General features: G+C 68.0%; 16 protein-coding genes and 1 tRNA gene. 15 read left to right on the top strand and 2 right to left on the bottom strand.

From position 1 onward, the window contains the following. Nucleotides 1-11: 11 nt before the first annotated feature. Together KHP16_RS08605 and KHP16_RS08610 are read right to left on the bottom strand one after the other, a co-directional pair. Nucleotides 12-842, bottom strand: coding sequence for an alpha/beta fold hydrolase (locus KHP16_RS08605; protein WP_121490771.1), 831 nt, complete (start codon nt 840-842; stop codon nt 12-14). Further along, the gene (locus KHP16_RS08610; RefSeq protein ID WP_211959943.1) at nt 839-2,746 is read right to left on the bottom strand and encodes a benzoate-CoA ligase family protein; all 1,908 of its coding nucleotides are present in this window, start codon (nt 2,744-2,746) and stop codon (nt 839-841) included. The genes KHP16_RS08605 and KHP16_RS08610 overlap by 4 nt, the downstream gene beginning before the upstream one ends. A 233-nt stretch (nt 2,747-2,979) precedes the next feature. Between KHP16_RS08610 and KHP16_RS08615 the strand changes: the two genes are divergently transcribed. The 15 genes from KHP16_RS08615 (at nt 2,980) to KHP16_RS08685 (ending at nt 16,931) form a co-directional block, all read left to right on the top strand. After that, nucleotides 2,980-4,074, top strand: a complete 1,095-nt coding sequence (locus KHP16_RS08615; protein WP_244835689.1) for a helix-turn-helix transcriptional regulator — start codon at nt 2,980-2,982, stop codon at nt 4,072-4,074. An 88-nt stretch (nt 4,075-4,162) separates the two neighbouring features. Next, complete coding sequence (boxC, locus tag KHP16_RS08620; protein WP_211959944.1) at nt 4,163-5,857, top strand: 2,3-epoxybenzoyl-CoA dihydrolase; 1,695 nt, start codon at nt 4,163-4,165, stop codon at nt 5,855-5,857. Between the two features lie 43 nt (nt 5,858-5,900). Next, entirely contained in the window at nt 5,901-7,325 is a 1,425-nt protein-coding gene (boxB, locus tag KHP16_RS08625) for a benzoyl-CoA 2,3-epoxidase subunit BoxB (RefSeq protein WP_211959945.1), read from the top strand. Further along, the gene (boxA, locus tag KHP16_RS08630) at nt 7,309-8,535 is read left to right on the top strand and encodes a benzoyl-CoA 2,3-epoxidase subunit BoxA (RefSeq protein WP_211959946.1); all 1,227 of its coding nucleotides are present in this window, start codon (nt 7,309-7,311) and stop codon (nt 8,533-8,535) included. Before boxB ends, boxA begins: the two co-directional genes overlap by 17 nt. 108 nt (nt 8,536-8,643) lie before the next feature. Beyond that, the gene (locus tag KHP16_RS08635; protein WP_109580827.1) at nt 8,644-9,033 is read left to right on the top strand and encodes an antitoxin Xre/MbcA/ParS toxin-binding domain-containing protein; all 390 of its coding nucleotides are present in this window, start codon (nt 8,644-8,646) and stop codon (nt 9,031-9,033) included. Next, complete coding sequence (locus KHP16_RS08640; RefSeq protein WP_181366072.1) at nt 8,993-9,739, top strand: RES family NAD+ phosphorylase; 747 nt, start codon at nt 8,993-8,995, stop codon at nt 9,737-9,739. Before KHP16_RS08635 ends, KHP16_RS08640 begins: the two co-directional genes overlap by 41 nt. A gap of 58 nt (nt 9,740-9,797) precedes the next feature. Further along, nucleotides 9,798-9,874: transfer RNA gene (locus tag KHP16_RS08645), tRNA-Met, on the top strand. 230 nt (nt 9,875-10,104) lie between these two features. Next, entirely contained in the window at nt 10,105-10,608 is a 504-nt protein-coding gene (locus KHP16_RS08650; protein WP_244835690.1) for a hypothetical protein, read from the top strand. Between the two features lie 122 nt (nt 10,609-10,730). Next, nucleotides 10,731-11,315, top strand: coding sequence for an NUDIX hydrolase (locus KHP16_RS08655; RefSeq protein WP_115952449.1), 585 nt, complete (start codon nt 10,731-10,733; stop codon nt 11,313-11,315). Between the two features lie 22 nt (nt 11,316-11,337). Next, nucleotides 11,338-12,081 carry a leucyl/phenylalanyl-tRNA--protein transferase gene (aat, locus tag KHP16_RS08660; protein ID WP_109580824.1) on the top strand — a complete coding sequence of 248 codons (744 nt, stop codon included), beginning with the start codon at nt 11,338-11,340 and terminating at the stop codon, nt 12,079-12,081. A 57-nt stretch (nt 12,082-12,138) separates the two neighbouring features. After that, complete coding sequence (locus KHP16_RS08665) at nt 12,139-12,909, top strand: arginyltransferase (protein ID WP_179593402.1); 771 nt, start codon at nt 12,139-12,141, stop codon at nt 12,907-12,909. Nucleotides 12,910-12,947: 38 nt separating this feature from the next. Then, the gene (locus KHP16_RS08670) at nt 12,948-13,979 is read left to right on the top strand and encodes a quinone-dependent dihydroorotate dehydrogenase (protein ID WP_109580822.1); all 1,032 of its coding nucleotides are present in this window, start codon (nt 12,948-12,950) and stop codon (nt 13,977-13,979) included. Between the two features lie 217 nt (nt 13,980-14,196). Then, nucleotides 14,197-15,183 carry an ABC transporter substrate-binding protein gene (locus KHP16_RS08675; RefSeq protein ID WP_109580821.1) on the top strand — a complete coding sequence of 329 codons (987 nt, stop codon included), beginning with the start codon at nt 14,197-14,199 and terminating at the stop codon, nt 15,181-15,183. A gap of 55 nt (nt 15,184-15,238) precedes the next feature. Continuing rightward, nucleotides 15,239-16,135: an ABC transporter permease gene (locus tag KHP16_RS08680; RefSeq protein ID WP_109580820.1), complete on the top strand. Its 897-nt coding sequence runs from the start codon at nt 15,239-15,241 to the stop codon at nt 16,133-16,135. A gap of 1 nt (nt 16,136) precedes the next feature. Further along, nucleotides 16,137-16,931, top strand: coding sequence for an ABC transporter ATP-binding protein (locus KHP16_RS08685; RefSeq protein ID WP_115952452.1), 795 nt, complete (start codon nt 16,137-16,139; stop codon nt 16,929-16,931). The last annotated feature ends 94 nt before the right edge of the window (nt 16,932-17,025 follow it).

Raw genomic sequence — 17,025 nt, forward strand, 5'->3', positions numbered from 1 at the left:
GGCCGGATGTATCAGGTGTGCGTCGTGATGAAGTCGACCGCCGCCTCGGTCAATCGCGCCGGCTGGTCGCGATGGGGCGAGTGTCCACAGCGCGCGAGTTTAAGCAGCGAGGCGCGCGGGGCATATCGATGGATACCCTCGATCTGGGCCATCGTGCCGTACGCGTCGTCCTCGCCCTGCACGGCCAGCACGGGGCACGCGATGGCGGGCAGCAGCGGGCGGAGGTCCCATTGGCGGAAGGCGGGATCGAGCCAGATATCGTTCCAGCCCCAGAACGCGGAGTCGACGTCGTCGTGATAGCGCGCCAGCCGCGTTCGCAGGTCGGTCTCGAGGTATGCCCGGCGCGTCTCCGCGATGCTGCGGACGGAGATGTCTTCGACGACGGTATGCGGCGCCAGCACGATCAGGCCCGCCACGGCGTCCGGGAAACTGGCCGCATGGATGAGCGCGATGGACCCGCCATCGCTGTGCCCCAGCAGCCACGGCTTGCCATGCCGCCGGCCCGGACCGATCTCCAGCGCGTCGAACAGCGCGGGCAGCGCCTCGCGCGCCTGCCGGTGCATGAAGTCCGCGCCCCACTTCTCGTCATGCGGGCGCGGCGTGGACCGGCCGTAGCCATAGCGCGACAGCACGAGCCCGCGCAGGTCGCCCGCCTCGCAGAGCATGCGCGGGTAGTCGCGCCACATGCTGACGGAGCCAAGGCCCTCGTGCAGGAACACCACGAGCGGGCGGTCCGGGCGGTGCGCGTGTTCCGGTCGTACCCATGCGATCTCGATATCGATCCGCCGGCCGTCGAATGGAATCGTGACCCGGTCATCCCCCACGCGCGCGCCCCCGGTCATTGGGCGGCGCGACCGCGACGTTCGGCACGTTCCGCACGTTCGGCACGTTCGGCGCCCAGGGCCGCCTCTCGCTGACGCAGCCGGAACCGCTGGATCTTGCCCGTCGCCGTCTTCGGCAGTTCGTCCACGCACTCGATCTGGCGCGGATATTTATAGGGAGCGAGCCGCGACTTCACGAATGCCTGCAACTCGGCCGCCATGCCGTCGTGCCACGCCATGCCGGGACGCAGCACGACGAACGCCTTGGGCTTGACCAGCGCATCGGCATCGGTCACGCCGATAACCGCGGCCTCCAGCACGGAAGGATGCTGCGCGAGCGCGGCTTCCACCTCGAACGGCGAGACATAGATGCCGCCGACCTTGAGCATGTCGTCGCTGCGCCCCGCGTAGGTGTAATAACCATCGGCGTCCCGCACGTACTTGTCGCCGCTGCGCGTCCAGCCGCCGACGAATACCTCGCGGTTGCGGTCGCGATCGCTGTCGTTATGACACCAGTACATCAGCGCGGCGGTGGGGCCCTTGATATAGAGATCGCCAATTTCACCGGCCGCGCACGGCGCGCCCTGCTCGTCGAGCAGCCTGAGCTCGTAGCCAGGCACGGGCTTGCCCGTGGTGCCGTAACGGACGTCGCCCGGACGGTTGGACAGGAAGATGTGCAGCATCTCGGTGGAACCGATGCCGTCCAGAATGTCGCAACCGAAATGCGCGAGGAACCGGTCGCCGATGTCGCGCGGCAGCGCCTCGCCGGCGGAAGTGCAGATGCGCATCGCGACGTCCCCGCGGGTGGGCAGGCCGGTGGCCGCGAGCATGCCCGCGAACAGTGTCGGTACGCCGCAGAATACCGTCGGCCGATGCTGGGTCAGGCAGCGGAACACGGCTTGCGGCGTGGGCCGTTCGGCCATCAGCACGGTCGTCGCGCCGACCGAGAGCGGAAACGTCAGCGCATTGCCAAGCCCATAGGCGAAGAACAGCTTGGCCGCGGAGTACACGACGTCGTCCTCGCGCAGGCCGAGAACCCGGCGGGCGTACAGGTCCGCCGTATGGAACAGGTTGCCATGCGTGTGGACGGTGCCCTTGGGACGGCCCGTGGAGCCCGACGAGTAGAGCCAGAAGGCCATGTCGTCGGGACCGGTTGGAGCGACGTGGGGAGCGACCTCGGGAGCGACCTCGGGAGCGACCTCGGGAGCGACCTCGGGAGCGACGGAGGGCGCAGCGGGGGGCACAACCGGCGGGTCCGCGTCGGCAGGGTCCGCATCGACGGCAGCGAGCATCGCGCTGACGGTCCGCGGGGCGTGGTCTTCGTCGCCGGGACGCGCGACGATGAGGTCCGGTCCAGCAGGCGTGGCGGGTGTCGCGCCCAGCTTGTCGAACGCCGCTTGCATGCACGGCAGCAGCGTGCCCGATACCACCACGGCACGCGCGCCGCTGTGCTCGAGCATATAGGCGTAGTCGTCGGCGGTCAGCAGCGTGTTGACCGCGACGGGCACCACGCCCGCCAGCAGGCAGCCAAGAAACACCGTGGGGAAGTCGATCGTGTCGAGCGCGCAGACCAGCACGCGTTCTTCGCGCCGGTATCCCGCCCGACGCAGCGCCGCCGCGAATGCGCGGCACCGCGCATCCAGCTCGGCATAGGTGGTGGCACCCTCATCGTCGAGGTAGGCCACCTTGTTGCCGCGCCCTGCGGCAAGGTTCCGGGACAGCAGGTCGTGCGCGGCGTTGTAGCGCGGCGGGAGTTGGGTAATGGAGTCAGCGCTGGGGGCGGCAGCGGTGCCGGCGCGGGTGCCGAGGCTGGGGCCAACACTGGTGGGGGCATCCACGCCGGAATGGCCACTCCCAGTGGCGGCTTGGTCCGGCGGGCTGGATCGGGCTCCGGCAAGCAGTTTGGCAGTGACGGGGGGCGTCATGTCTCCACTCCTGCGGCCCGCTCGCTGGACCGGCGGGTCGTGATGTTGTTGTGCCGGCAGCCTAAGCTGCCATGTCGATGCAGTTTATTTCATGCCAACCATTATTCAAGCGAGGGTATGCACTATATGACACTAAACGCAGGATATCCTGTGCCCCGCCCCGAACGCCGCCCCGAACGCCGCGCCTTATAATGCGGCCAGATGTGACCGACACACCATCGACACCATCCCGCATGCGCCGCGATCCGCAGCAACGACACGACGACAGACCCGGCTCCGCCGCCCCCCCCGACCGCGCCACCGACCGCGCCACGGGTGCCGACGCGACCTCCCCCGCCGCCCCCGCGGCGCGCGACCCCTATCTGACGCAGCTCGGCGAGCGCATCCGCTCGCTGCGCGCGGCGCGTGGCATGTCCCGCAAGGACCTGGCGCGGGGCGCCGACGTGTCGGAACGCTACCTGGCCAATCTGGAAACCGGTACCGGCAATGCCTCCGTGCTGCTGCTCCGCGAGGTGGCGCGCGCGCTCGACGTGCCGTTGCCCGTGGTGCTCGCGGAGGTGGACATGCGGGCGGATGGCCTCGCGGACGGTGCGGGGAGTGCCGCGCCTTTGTCGGCGTCCCTGCCACAGGCTGTCCAGGGAACGCAGGCCGTCCACGGCACGCAGGGCGGTCACGGCACGCATCCCGGCCAGCGGGCAGCCGAGTTCTCGCAGCTCGTGCAATGGCTCGCGCAACTGCCGGCCCACGGCCTCGCGCGGGTGCGCGAGGCCGCGCGGCAGGCGCTGTCGCCAACGGCCTCGCCGGCCGCGCGCCACCGGCGCATCGCGCTGATCGGCCTGCGCGGGGCGGGCAAATCGACGCTGGGCCGCGCGCTGGCGAGCGCCGAGAACATGCCTTTCGTCGAACTCAACACGGCCATCGAACGCGAGGCGGGCGCGAGCCTGTCGGAGATCCACTCGCTTTATGGGCAGGCGGCCTACCGCCGCTACGAAATGCGCGCGCTCGAACGCGTGCTGCGCGAGCACGAGACGATGGTACTGGCCACGCCGGGCAGCCTCGTGTCGGAGCCCGCCACGTTCAACCTGCTCTTGTCCCATTGCTTCACGATCTGGGTGCGTACTTCGCCCGAGGAGCATATGGCCCGCGTGGTCGCGCAGGGCGACATGCGACCCATGGAGGGCAATCGGGAAGCGATGACGGATTTGCGCCGGATCCTCCAGGCGCGTTCGCCGCTCTATGCGCGGGCCGATCTGACGATCGACACGAGCGGCCAGGACGCCGGCACCTCGCTGCGGACGTTGCGCGAACGACTACGGGAAAACGCCTGACTGGCCGACCCTTGCGCCTACCCCATCGCTGCACTATATTTCATCGCAATATGCGAAGCACTATAGTGCATGAAGGAGACGCGCCCCCATGTCCACGCCGGCCCTCGCCCCGCAGGTGTCCGAACCCTCGGTGTTCCCCTCAACCGAGTCGGAACGCGTTCTATTCGACCGCCATCCGGACCGCTATCGCCACTGGCGCCTGACCTTCGACGGTGCGGTCGCCACGCTGACCATGGATGTCGACGAAGCCGGCGGACTCCGCCCCGGCTACGCGCTCAAGCTGAACTCCTATGACCTCGGCGTCGACATCGAACTGCACGACGCCCTGCAGCGCATCCGCTTCGAGCACCCCGAGGTCCGCAGCGTCGTCATCACGAGCGCGAAAGACCGCGTGTTCTGCTCGGGCGCCAACATCTTCATGCTCGGCAAGTCCACCCACGCGTGGAAGGTCAACTTCTGCAAGTTCACGAACGAGACCCGCAACGGCATCGAGGACAGCAGCCGCCATTCGGGGCTGACGTTCATCGCCGCGTGCAACGGCACCACCGCCGGCGGCGGGTACGAGCTCGCGCTCGCGTGCGACGAGATCGTGCTCGTCGACGACCGTTCGTCCGCCGTGAGCCTGCCGGAAGTGCCCCTGCTGGGCGTGCTGCCCGGCACGGGCGGCCTCACGCGGCTCACGGACAAGCGCCACGTGCGGCGCGACCATGCCGATATCTTCTGCCTGACGACGGAAGGCGTGCGCGGACAACGCGCGCGAGACTGGCGGCTGGTCGATGAGGTGGTCAAACCCGCGCGCTTCGCCGAACACGTGCGGATCCGCGCGCGCGAACTCGCCGCACGGAGCGACCGCCCCGCCGGCGCCACGGGTATTCCGCTCACCCCGCTCTCGCGCATCATCGATGACGATTGTTATCGCTACGAGACGGTAACCGTCACGCTCGATCGTCAGACGCGGCGCGCCACGCTGACTGTCCGCGCGCCGGACGCCGCGCCGCCGGCGGACCTCGAAGATATCGTCGCGGCCGGCGCGCAATGGTGGCCGCTGAAGATGGCGCGCGAGCTCGACGATGCCATCCTGATGCTGCGCACGAACCATCCCGATATCGGCATCTGGGTTCTGCGCACCGCGGGCGATGCCAGGCAAGTGCTCGCCGCCGATGCCTCGCTCGACAAGCACGCCAGTCATTGGTTCGTGCGGGAGACCACCGGCCTGCTGCGCCGCACGCTGGCGCGGCTCGATGTCTCTTCGCGCAGCCTCATCGCGTTGATCGAGCCCGGCTCCTGCTTCGCCGGCACGCTGCTCGAACTCGCCCTGGCCGCCGACCGCGGCTACATGCTCGACGGCGACAGCAATACCGTCACGCCGCACGCGGCCAACTTCGGCCGCTATCCGATGCCCAACGGGCTGTCCCGCATGACCGCGCGCTTCTATGGCGAGCCCGCCCCGATCGACGCCGCCCGCGCCCGCATCGGCACGGCGGTCGGCGCGCGCGAAGCCGAAGCGCTCGGCCTCGTCACGATGGCGCCCGACGATATCGACTGGGACGACGAGATCCGCCTCGCGCTCGAGGAGCGCGCGAGCCTGTCGCCGGACGCGCTGACCGGCCTCGAAGCCAACCTGCGCTTCGGTCCGCGCGAGACGATGGAGACGCGCATCTTCGGCCGGCTCTCCGCATGGCAGAACTGGATCTTCAACCGGCCCAACGCGGTGGGCGAGCACGGTGCGCTCAAGGTGTTCGGCACTGGCAACAAGGCGCGCTTCGATCGGGACCGCGTCTAGATCGGGGACCGCGTCTGGCGAGAACACAACGAGGAGGCAGCCCGTGAGCATCGACTACAACCAGAAGATTCCGAACAACGTCCACCTCGCCGACGACCGCGCGTTGCAGCGCGCGCTCGAACACTGGCAGCCGGCGTTCCTCGACTGGTGGCGCGACATGGGCCCGGAGGGATCGCATGCGCACGACGTGTACCTGCGCACGGCGACCTCCGTCGATCCTTCCGGCTGGGCGCATTTCGACTACGTGAAAATGCCCGACTACCGCTGGGGCATCTTCCTCCCGCCGAGCGACCCCGAACGGCGCATCCATTTCGGCGAGCACAAGGGCGAGGCCGCGTGGCAGGACGTACCGGGCGAACACCGCGCCAACCTCCGCCGCATCATCGTCACGCAAGGCGACACCGAGCCCGCATCGGTCGAGCAGCAGCGCCACCTCGGGCTGACGGCGCCCTCGCTCTACGACCTGCGCAACCTGTTCCAGGTCAACGTGGAAGAAGGCCGTCACCTGTGGGCGATGGTGTACCTGCTGCACCGCTACTTCGGCCGCGATGGCCGCGAGGAAGCGGAAGCGCTGCTCGGCCGCCGTTCGGGCGACGAGGACAATCCCCGCATCCTCGGGGCGTTCAACGAGCGCACGCCCGACTGGCTCGCGTTCTTCATGTTCACGTACTTCACGGATCGGGACGGCAAGTTCCAGCTGTGCGCGCTCGCGGAGTCGGGCTTCGATCCGCTGGCGCGCACCACGCGCTTCATGCTGACCGAGGAAGCGCATCATATGTTCGTCGGCGAGTCGGGCGTGTCGCGCGCCATCCAGCGCACCTGCGACGTCATGCGCGAGCGTGACATCCACGAACCGGCCGACGTGCGCGCGGCGGGCGTGATCGACCTGCAAACCATCCAGCGCTACCTCAACTTCCATTACAGCGTGACCATCGACCTGTTCGGCGCGGACCAGTCGTCGAATGCCGCCACGTTCTACAGCGCAGGCCTCAAGGGCCGCTTCGAGGAAAGCAAACGCGACGACGACCATGTGCTCAAGCACGACGTCTACCGCGTCCTCGATGTGCAGGATGGCCGCATCGTCGAACGCGAGGTGCCGATGCTCAATGCGCTCAACGAAGTGCTGCGCGACGACTACATCCGGGACTCGATGGGTGGCGTGGCGCGCTGGAACAAGGTCATCGAGAAGGCCGGCATTCCGTTCCGCCTCTCGGTGCCGCACAAGGCGTTCAACCGCCGGATCGGCACGCTGTCCAACGCGCGCGTCACGCCCGAGGGCACGCTGATCGGCGAAGCCGAATGGCAGGCGCGGCAGCGCGAGTGGCTGGCCACGGACGAAGATCGCGCGTTCGTCGCTTCGCTGATGGGCCGCGTGACCGAGCCCGGCCGCTATGCCGGCTGGATCGCGCCCCCGGCCGTCGGCATCAATCGCCAGCCGATGGACTTCGCCTATGTCCGCTTCAACTGAGGTGATCCGGCAGCATCTGATCGATCCGGAGATCTGCATCCGCTGCAACACGTGCGAAGACACGTGTCCCATCGGCGCCATCACGCACGATGCGCGCAACTACGTCGTCAAGGCCGACGTCTGCAACGGCTGCGGGGCGTGCCTGTCGCCCTGTCCGACGGGCGCGATCGATAACTGGCGCACGCTGCCGCGTGAGCGCGCGTACCCGATCGATGCACAACTGGAGTGGGATGCGTTGCCAGAGCAGGGACACCAGGAGGGACACGGAGAGGAACAAGACGAGGTGCCCGCACCCCCTGCGGCAGATGCGGTGCAGGCGGTGGAAACGAGCCGCCACACGTCCCCCCGCGCGCCATGGTCGGCCGCGCACCCCTACGCGAACCTGCACGGCGTGCGCGCCCCCATCACCGCCACCGTCGCCGGCAACTATCGCCTGACGGACGCGGGCGCCTCGAGCGATATCCACCATATCGTGCTCGACTTCGGCAGCCAGTTCTTCCCCGTGCTCGAAGGCCAGTCGATCGGAATCGTGCCGCCGGGCACCGATGCGCAAGGCAGGCCGCACTACATCCGCATGTACTCCGTCGCCAGCCCGCGCGACGGCGAGCGGCCGGGCTACAACAACCTTGCGCTGACCGTGAAGCGCGTCGATCGCGATCACGACGGCCAGCCCGTTCGTGGCGTCGCCTCTCATTTTCTGTGCGACCTCGCCAAAGGGGACACGGTCCAGGTGGTCGGCCCGTTCGGCACCAGGTTTCTGATGCCGAACCATCGCGAAGCGAGCGTGATGATGATCTGCACGGGCACCGGATCCGCCCCGATGCGCGCGATGACCGAGCGCATGCGCCGCCTGCGCGGACAGTTCGAGGGCCGGCGCGTGCTGTTCTTCGGCGCCCGCAATCAGGCAGAGCTGCCCTACTTCGGTCCCCTGCAGAAGCTGCCGAAGGATTTTCTCGAGATCCATTTCGCGTTCTCGCGCGACCCCGCCGTGCCGCGCCGCTACGTGCAGGACGCGATCCGGCAGGCCGCCGCAAGCGTGGCCGCGTTGCTCTGCGACCCGCACGGGCATGTCTATGTCTGTGGGCTCAGAGACATGGAGGACGGCGTGCTCGCCGCGTTCGCCGATGTCTGCGCGGCCCGGGGGCTCGACTGGCCCGCCATCGAGGCAACGCTGCGCGCGGAGGGCCGGTTGCATCTGGAGACCTACTGAAAACCCCACCCCGCGCCCGCTTCCCTTCTGAAACGGCCCGCCTATAATGTTTCTGAAGAAATATGACACGTCAGGCGACAAGTCACGCGCCGTTCTTCAGGAGCAACGATGCAGCCCACGCAGATCCCGGAGACAGAACCGGCGGGCACACCGGACCCGGGCACCACGTTGACCAAGGCCGTCATGCGGGCAGCGGCATTCCTGGGCATCAGCCAGGCCGTGATCGCCAGCGTGCTGGGCATCAGCACGGCGTCCGTGTCGCGCATGGCCTCGGGGGGCTATATCCTCGATGCGCACCGCAAGGAATGGGAGTTCGGCGTACTGTTCGTGCGCCTGTTCCGCTCGCTCGATGCGATCCTCGGCCACGACGAGCAGGCCCGGCTCTGGCTCACGCATGACAACCTCGCGCTCGGCGGCAAGCCGCTCGAACTGATCCGCACCACCGAAGGTCTCGTACGTGTCGTGCACTACCTGGACGCCACCCGCGGTCGCATCTGAGCGCCAGCCGTGCGCGCTCCTCCTGTGGCGGGCGGTGGAGGCCCAGCACGTGGTGTCCACCATGCCGCTCGTGGACAGCCTCGAGGAGCAGGCCGTGCTGGAGCGCGTGCTCGAAGCCGGCAAGCCGCACGTGCCGCACGACGCGCAGGCCCTGCACTACCTGATGTTCACGCCGTTCCGCTATCCCACCGGTTCGCCCGACGCCAGCCGCGCTTCGCGCTTTCGCGCGGCACAGGATCCGGGCGTGTTCTATGGCGCGGACGAGATTCGCACCGCGTGCGCGGAGCTCGGTTACTGGCGCTGGCGCTTTCTGCTGGACAGTCCCGATCTGCCGCGCATCGATGCGCGCGCGCAGACGCTGTTTCAGGTCAGCGTGCACACGCAGGGCATCGCGCTCGACATGCCACCCTTCACCGAGGACGACGAAGATGCCGCGCGATGGATGCATGCCAGGGACTATGCGGCCTGCCAGGCCTTCGCGCGCCTCGCGCGCGAGGCGGGTGTCGGCGCGATTCGCTACTCGTCGGCGCGCGATCCCCTGCACGGCCGTGCCGCCGCCGTGCTGACGCCGCGCGCGTTCGACACCACGCATCCGCGCGAGACCACCACGTGGATGCTCACCGTGCGCCGCGATCGCGTGATCTGGCAGCGCGATGACCTGCAGCAACGCGACAGCTTCGAGTTCGAGGCGGCCCCGTGGCGGTAATCTTGGCATAAGTGTTGCAATGCAAAATTAGCTGACATATAATTTCAGCTTCGACGGACGCGGGGTGGAGCAGTCTGGCAGCTCGTCGGGCTCATAACCCGAAGGTCGCAGGTTCAAATCCTGCCCCCGCAACCAACTAACTGCGTACCGTCACCCGATACGAAAAACCCGCTGAGCAGCCTTGATTGCCTCAGCGGGTTTTTTTACGTCCGCAGTTTACGTCCACGGCCTGCAACAACTGCACCTTCAACACGTTCAATATGCAATCGGCACGCCGATAAGTGCCGCATGCCGCCCGCCAGCGGCAGGAACGCGTCTTGCGGAAGTCTGTGCTCCATCACGCGTTTCCAAGAGGAGCAAAGATCATGGCGAATTCCAATCGCAGGACTTCGGGCAAGACTTCGGCAAAGTGGATCACCGCGGCCCTGACGTGCGCGATGCTCGCGAGCGGCGCGGCGCTGGCACAAGGCGGCGGCGGTGGCGGTGGCGGCGGTGCAGGCGGCGGCGGTGCGGGCTCGGGCGGCGGCAGCGCTGGCACGGGCACCGGCATGGGCGGCGCGCCGGGCACGAGCACGGGAACCGCATCGGGCACCACGGGCCCCGGCGACACCCCCTCGACCAACCCTTCGGGCGCGCGTGGCACCACGCCGGGCACGATGCAGGGCACACCCAACAGCGCGCGCGACCGCGCCCGCGACAGCACCATGCCGCGCGACAGCAATCGCACGGCGCCGCGTAGCGGCACCGACTCGAGCATGGGCCGGTCGGGCACCTCCCCGAGCACGACCCCGGGCACGGGCACGACCGCGCCGGGCACCGGTACGCCGGTTCCGGGATCCCCGGGGACGTCGGGCACCAGCGGCCGTTGATCGCGCGCCGCCGCGCGAGGCAGCGCAGTGACACGGTAGCGGGCAACACGGCAGTGGAAACGCCATGAGGGCGGCCGGCGGCGCGGTGATACACTTGGCGCCATTCCTTCCGGACGCCCCTCATGAAATTCTGCTCGAACTGCGGCCATGCGGTCGTCTTGCGCGTACCCGATGGCGACAACCGGCCCCGCAGCATGTGCGACAGCTGCGGCACGATTCACTACGAGAATCCGCGCAACGTGGTCGGCACCATCCCGGTCTGGGAAGACAAGATCCTGATCTGCAAACGCGCGATCGAGCCGCGCTACGGTTTCTGGACGCTGCCCGCGGGTTTCATGGAGATCGGCGAAACCACCGCGCAGGGCGCCTTGCGTGAAACCCTCGAGGAAGCCGGCGCGCGCGCGCGGATCGGCGAGCTGTTCTCGATGCTGAACGTGCCGCATGTGCATCAGGTGCACATGTTCTATCTAGCGGCGCTGGACGACCTCGACTTCGCTCCCGGCGAAGAAAGCCTCGAGGTGAAGCTCGTGACCGAGGACGAAATGCCGTGGGACGACCTCGCGTTCCCCACCGTGATCCACACGCTCCGCAGTTTCTTCGCGGACCGCGCGGCGGGCCGCCTCGCCGACGGCAGCTGGCGTCTGCACACCCTCGATATCGACAAGCCCATGCGGCCCCTGGAGAGCCGGGCGACCGTCACCCCCTGAGACCTTCCGGGGGCATGTACCGATGATCATCTGGCTGGACCCGCAGGACCCGTTTCCGCCCGTCGAGCGGGCGCTGGGCCCTGCGTCCGACGCCCCCGGCCTGCTCGCGGCCAGCCGCGACCTGTCGCCGCAGCGCCTGCTGCTCGCCTATCGGCAGGGCATCTTCCCGTGGTACTCCGAAGGACAGCCCGTGCTCTGGTGGAGCACGGATCCGCGCATGGTCCTCGCGCCGGCCGCATTACGCGTCTCGGCCACGCTGCGCAAGACGCTGCGCCGCGTACTGCGCGACCCCGCCTGGGAGATCCGCGTCGACGCGGATTTCCTCGCCGTGATGCGCGCCTGCGCCATGACGCCGCGCGACGGCCAGTTCGGCACGTGGATCACCGACGAGATCGTGGCCGCGTACGGCGCACTGCATCGCAACGGCCTCGCGCACTCGGTGGAGACCTGGTACGAGGGCCAGCGCGTGGGCGGCCTCTACGGCGTGGCGCTCGGACGCATGTTCTATGGCGAATCGATGTTCGCGCATCGCACCGATGCCTCGAAGATCGCGCTCGCGGCGTTATGCGCGTTTCTCGTCGGCCATGGCGTCACGCTGATCGACTGCCAGCAGGAGACCGACCACCTCGCCTCGCTGGGCGCCAGCCCCATCGCGCGCGCGGATTTCCTCGCGCATGTCCGGGCCGCCGCCGCGCAGCCGGAAATCGCCGACTGGCGCTTCGACAAGTCGGTGCTGAACCATTGGGCATGGGGCAACGCGGCCTGACGCAAGATTGCCGGCGGCTCTGTTAGACTGCGTTCAGGCTCACCATTCCCGGACGCCATGAGCAAGCTAAAGGAACTCCCGCTATCCGCGCTGCAGTTTTATGCGACAGCGCCATACGCTTGCAGCTACCTCGACGGCCGCATGGCCCGCTCGCAGGTGGCCACCCCCGCCCACCTCATCAATGCGGACGTCTATTCGCGCCTCGTGCGGGCCGGCTTCCGGCGCAGCGGCATCTTCACGTATCGCCCCTATTGCGACGAATGCCACGCGTGCACGCCCTGCCGCGTCCTCGTCGACCAGTTCCAGGCCGACCGCAGCCAGCGCCGCGCATGGAAGCAGCATGCCGGCCTGCAGGCGCTGGTGGCGCCGCTGACGTACGTGGAAGAGCATTACGCGCTGTATCTGCTGTACCAGTCGATGCGCCACGCGGGCGGCGGCATGGATCAGGACAGCCGCGACCAGTACGAGCAGTTCCTGCTGCAGAGCCGCGTGAATTCGCGCCTCGTCGAATTCCGCGAGCCGCCCGACTCGCCCGAGGCGGGACGGCTGCGCATGGTCAGCATGATCGACGTCCTCGACGACGGGCTGTCGTCGGTCTACACGTTCTACGATCCGCTCGCCGTCGGCGCGAGCTACGGCACGTACAACATCCTGTGGCAGATCAACCAGACCCGCGAACTCGGACTGCCGCACCTGTACCTGGGCTACTGGATCGCGGACAGCCGCAAGATGGCCTACAAGTCGCGCTTCCGTCCGCTGCAGATCCTGACGGGCAACCAGTGGCAGGCCTTCGAGCCGGACACGCCAGCCGGTACAATGCCGCCCTGACCTGAACTCCGCGCGGCGCCGGCCGCGTTCACCGCCCCGTGCTCAACGCGCTCTACCCCCTGTTCCGCCCCGCCCTGTTCTCGATGGATGCGGAGGACGCCCATCATTTCACGCTGAACAACCTGCTGCGCGCCCATCGCATGGGGCTGGGCGGCTGCATCGGCAACCGCATCGCCGACAACCCGCGCACCGTGATGGGCGTGACCTTTCCCAACCCGGTCGGTCTCGCTGCGGGGCTCGACAAGGATGGCGCCTATATCGACGGCCTCGCCGCGCTCGGCTTCGGCTTCATCGAGGTGGGCACGGTCACGCCGCGCGCGCAGCCCGGCAATCCGCGTCCGCGCATGTTCCGCCTGCCGCGGGCGGATGCGCTGATCAACCGCATGGGCTTCAACAACGGCGGCGTCGATGCCTTCGTTGCCAACGTGCGGGCTTCGCGCTGGAAGGCGGAAGGCGGCGTGCTCGGCCTCAATATCGGCAAGAACGCGGACACGCCGATCGAGCGCGCGGTGGACGACTACCTGTACTGCCTCGAGCGCGTCTATCCGCACGCGAGCTACGTCACCGTCAACATTTCCTCGCCGAACACCAAGAACCTGCGCCAGCTGCAGGGCGCGAGCGAACTGGACGGCCTCCTGTCCACGCTGCGCACCGCGCAGCAGCGGCTGGCCGACCAGCACAAGCGCTACGTGCCGCTCGCGCTCAAGATCGCGCCGGACCTCGACGACGACCAGGTCCGCAATATCGGCGATGCGCTGGTCCGCCATGGCATCGACGGCGTGATCGCCACGAACACGACGATCTCGCGCGACGCGGTCAAGGGCCTGCCGCATGCCGAGGAAGCCGGCGGCCTGTCGGGCCGGCCCGTGTTCGACGCCTCCACGCGCGTCGTGCGCGCGCTGCGCGCGGTCGTCGGCGACGCGGTGCCGATCGTCGGCGTGGGCGGCATCTTCAGCGGCGCCGATGCGCGCGCGAAGATCGACGCGGGCGCGCAGCTCGTCCAGGTGTACAGCGGCCTGATCTATCGCGGCCCCCTGTTGGTGCGCGATTGCGCGAACGCACTGCGCTGACCGCCCCAGCCCGGCCGGGCTTCGGCCCCCAGTGTTGAAAAGCGCCAAAAATCCATTTTTCGCGCAATAATCTGCGCCGCGAATCGCACGCCGGAGCGATTTGCGGCACGATATGCCGCACCGCCGCACTAAAAGAGGGCCGGCTCGCCGCCGAAAATGGTATCCTCTCGGGCTTCCCGAGAACCAAATTCCCATCTTTCTGGCGGAGAACAACGACATGCTGCGTCTCAAGGCATCTGCCCATTCCCCATTCCTGCGCACCGCGCTCGGCGCGGCCACCGCGCTCGCGCTGCTCGCCGGCGGCGCCGTGCAGGCGCAGACCGTGAAGGTACTGTCCATCGTCGATCACCCGGCGCTGGACGCGATCCGCGACGGCGTGCGGGCCGAGCTGAAGAGCGCCGGCTACGACGCCGACAAGAACCTGAAGTGGGAATACCAGAGCGCGCAGGGCAACACCGGCACGGCCGCGCAGATCGCGCGCAAGTTCGTCGGCGACCAGCCGAACGCGATCGTCGCCATCGCCACGCCGTCGGCGCAGGCAGTGGTCGCCGCGACCAAGACGGTGCCCGTGGTGTACTCGGGCGTGACCGATCCCGTGGCCGCCCAGCTCGTCAAGGCCTGGGGCGCGAGCGGCACCAACGTGACCGGTGTCTCGGACAAGCTGCCGCTGGACAAGCAGGTGGACCTGATCCGCCGCGTGGTACCGAAGGCGAAGACCGTCGGCATGGTCTATAACCCCGGTGAAGCCAACTCGGTGGTCGTGGTCAAGGAACTGAAGGAGATCCTGGCCAGGCAGGGTCTGACGCTGAAGGAAGCCGCCGCGCCGCGCACCGTGGACATCGGCCCGGCCGCGAAGAGCCTTGCCGGCAAGGTGGACGTCATCTACACGAACACCGACAACAATGTGGTGTCCGCATATGAAGCGCTGGTCAAGGTAGCGAACGAATCGAAGATTCCGCTCGTGGCCGCCGATACGGACAGCGTGAAGCGTGGCGCCGTGGCCGCGCTGGGCATCAACTATGGCGACCTCGGCCATCAGACCGGCAAGGTCGTCGTGCGCATCCTGAAGGGCGAGAAGCCCGGCGCGATCGCCTCGCAGACCTCCGACAACCTCGAGCTGTTCGTGAATACGGGCGCCGCCGAAAAGCAAGGCGTGACGCTGTCGCCGGAACTGGTCAAGGAAGCCAAGACCGTCATCAAGTAAGCCTTGCGGGCCGGGGCGCGGCGATCCCGCACCCCGGCGCGCGACAGGATTTTCCATGTCCCTCTTCTCTCTGCTGGGCGCTCTGGAGATCGGCCTGATCTTCAGTCTCGTCGCCCTCGGGGTGCTGATCTCCTTCCGCATCCTCAATTTTCCCGATCTGACCGTCGATGGCAGCTTTCCGCTCGGCGGCGCCGTCGCGGCCACGCTGATCTCGGCCGGCTACGACCCGTTTCTCGCCACCGTGCTGGCGATCGCCGCGGGCGCCGTGGCCGGATTCATCACGGGCTGGCTCAACGTGCGCCTCAAGATCATGGATCTGCTCGCCAGTATCCTGATGATGATCGCGCTGTACTCGATCAACCTGCGCATCATGGGCCGTCCCAATGTCCCGCTGATCACGGAGCCCACGCTGTTCACGATCCTGCAGCCCGAATGGCTGCCCGACTATGTGCTGCGTCCCGCGCTGCTGTTCGTGGTCGTGGTCGTCGCCAAGCTCGCGCTCGACTGGTTCTTCGCCTCGCAACTGGGCCTGGCCATGCGCGCGACCGGCGCCAACCCGCGCATGGCGCGCGCGCAGGGCATCGCCACGGGGCGCGCCACGCTGGCGGGCATGGCGTTGTCGAACGCGCTGGTCGCGCTCGCCGGCGCGCTGTTCGCGCAGACGCAGGGCGGCTCCGATATCTCGATGGGCATCGGCACCATCGTGATCGGCCTGGCCGCCGTGATCATTGGCGAGACGATCCTGCCGGCACGCCGGCTCGTATGGGTCACGCTGGCCGTGGTGCTGGGCGCGATTCTTTATCGCTTCTTCATTGCGCTGGCGCTCAACAGCGATTTCATCGGCCTCAAAGCGCAGGATCTGAACCTCGTGACCGCCGCGCTGGTGACGCTCGCGCTGGTGCTGCCGGCCACGCGCAAGAAGCTGTTCGCGCGCAAGAACGGAGGTGCCTGACATGCTTCGCGCAACCGACCTGAAGCTCACCTTCAATCCCGGCACGCCGATCGAGACGCGCGCGCTGCGCGGCCTGAGCCTCGACATTCCGAGCGGCCAGTTCGTCGCGGTCATCGGCTCCAATGGCGCGGGCAAATCGACGTTCCTCAATGCGATCAGCGGCGACCAGATGGTCGATGGCGGCCGCATCATGATCGACGAGACCGACGTCACGAAGCAGCCCGCATGGGACCGTGCCCATCTGGTGGCGCGCGTGTTCCAGGACCCGATGGCGGGCACCTGCGAGGCACTCACGATCGAGGAGAACATGGCCCTCGCGATGGCGCGTGGCACGCGGCGCGGTTTTCGCGGCGCACTGAACAGGGCGTCGCGCGAACTGTTCCGCGACAAGCTGCGCCTGCTGAACCTCGGGCTCGAGAATCGCCTGACGGACCGCATCGGCCTGCTGTCGGGCGGCCAGCGCCAGGCCGTGAGCCTGTTGATGGCCTCGCTGCAGCCGTCGCGCATCCTGCTGCTCGACGAACATACCGCCGCGCTGGACCCGAAGACGGCCGCGTTCGTGCTGGAACTGACGGCGCGCATCGTCGAGGAAAGCAAGCTCACGACGATGATGGTCACGCACAGCATGCGTCAGGCGCTCGACTACGGCCAGCGCACCGTGATGCTGCATCAGGGCCAGGTCGTGCTCGACGTGTCGGGCGACCAGCGCAAGGGCCTGGACGTACCGGACCTGCTCAAGATGTTCGAGCAGACGCGCCACGAACAGCTCGACGACGACGCGCTGCTGCTGGGCTGATCCTCGCTCTGCATTTGGCAAGATCCGTGGCCCGGTGAAAATCGGGCCACGTCACTGTGGCTAGCATGGTTGGCACCGTCTCCCGCGGATACCG

This window comes from Cupriavidus plantarum, from assembly GCF_905397285.1.
Lineage (GTDB): Bacteria > Pseudomonadota > Gammaproteobacteria > Burkholderiales > Burkholderiaceae > Cupriavidus > Cupriavidus plantarum.

Excerpts from the sequence above, each read along its gene's own strand:
- KHP16_RS08605 (WP_121490771.1), bottom strand. The coding sequence starts at position 842 with ATGACCGGGGGCGCGCGCGTGGGGGATGACCGGGTCACGATTCCATTC.
- KHP16_RS08610 (WP_211959943.1), bottom strand. The coding sequence starts at position 2,746 with ATGACGCCCCCCGTCACTGCCAAACTGCTTGCCGGAGCCCGATCCAGC.
- KHP16_RS08615 (WP_244835689.1), top strand. The coding sequence starts at position 2,980 with ATGCGCCGCGATCCGCAGCAACGACACGACGACAGACCCGGCTCCGCC.
- boxC (WP_211959944.1), top strand. The coding sequence starts at position 4,163 with ATGTCCACGCCGGCCCTCGCCCCGCAGGTGTCCGAACCCTCGGTGTTC.
- boxA (WP_211959946.1), top strand. The coding sequence starts at position 7,309 with ATGTCCGCTTCAACTGAGGTGATCCGGCAGCATCTGATCGATCCGGAG.
- KHP16_RS08635 (WP_109580827.1), top strand. The coding sequence starts at position 8,644 with ATGCAGCCCACGCAGATCCCGGAGACAGAACCGGCGGGCACACCGGAC.
- KHP16_RS08650 (WP_244835690.1), top strand. The coding sequence starts at position 10,105 with ATGGCGAATTCCAATCGCAGGACTTCGGGCAAGACTTCGGCAAAGTGG.
- KHP16_RS08655 (WP_115952449.1), top strand. The coding sequence starts at position 10,731 with ATGAAATTCTGCTCGAACTGCGGCCATGCGGTCGTCTTGCGCGTACCC.
- aat (WP_109580824.1), top strand. The coding sequence starts at position 11,338 with ATGATCATCTGGCTGGACCCGCAGGACCCGTTTCCGCCCGTCGAGCGG.
- KHP16_RS08665 (WP_179593402.1), top strand. The coding sequence starts at position 12,139 with ATGAGCAAGCTAAAGGAACTCCCGCTATCCGCGCTGCAGTTTTATGCG.
- KHP16_RS08675 (WP_109580821.1), top strand. The coding sequence starts at position 14,197 with ATGCTGCGTCTCAAGGCATCTGCCCATTCCCCATTCCTGCGCACCGCG.
- KHP16_RS08680 (WP_109580820.1), top strand. The coding sequence starts at position 15,239 with ATGTCCCTCTTCTCTCTGCTGGGCGCTCTGGAGATCGGCCTGATCTTC.
- KHP16_RS08685 (WP_115952452.1), top strand. The coding sequence starts at position 16,137 with ATGCTTCGCGCAACCGACCTGAAGCTCACCTTCAATCCCGGCACGCCG.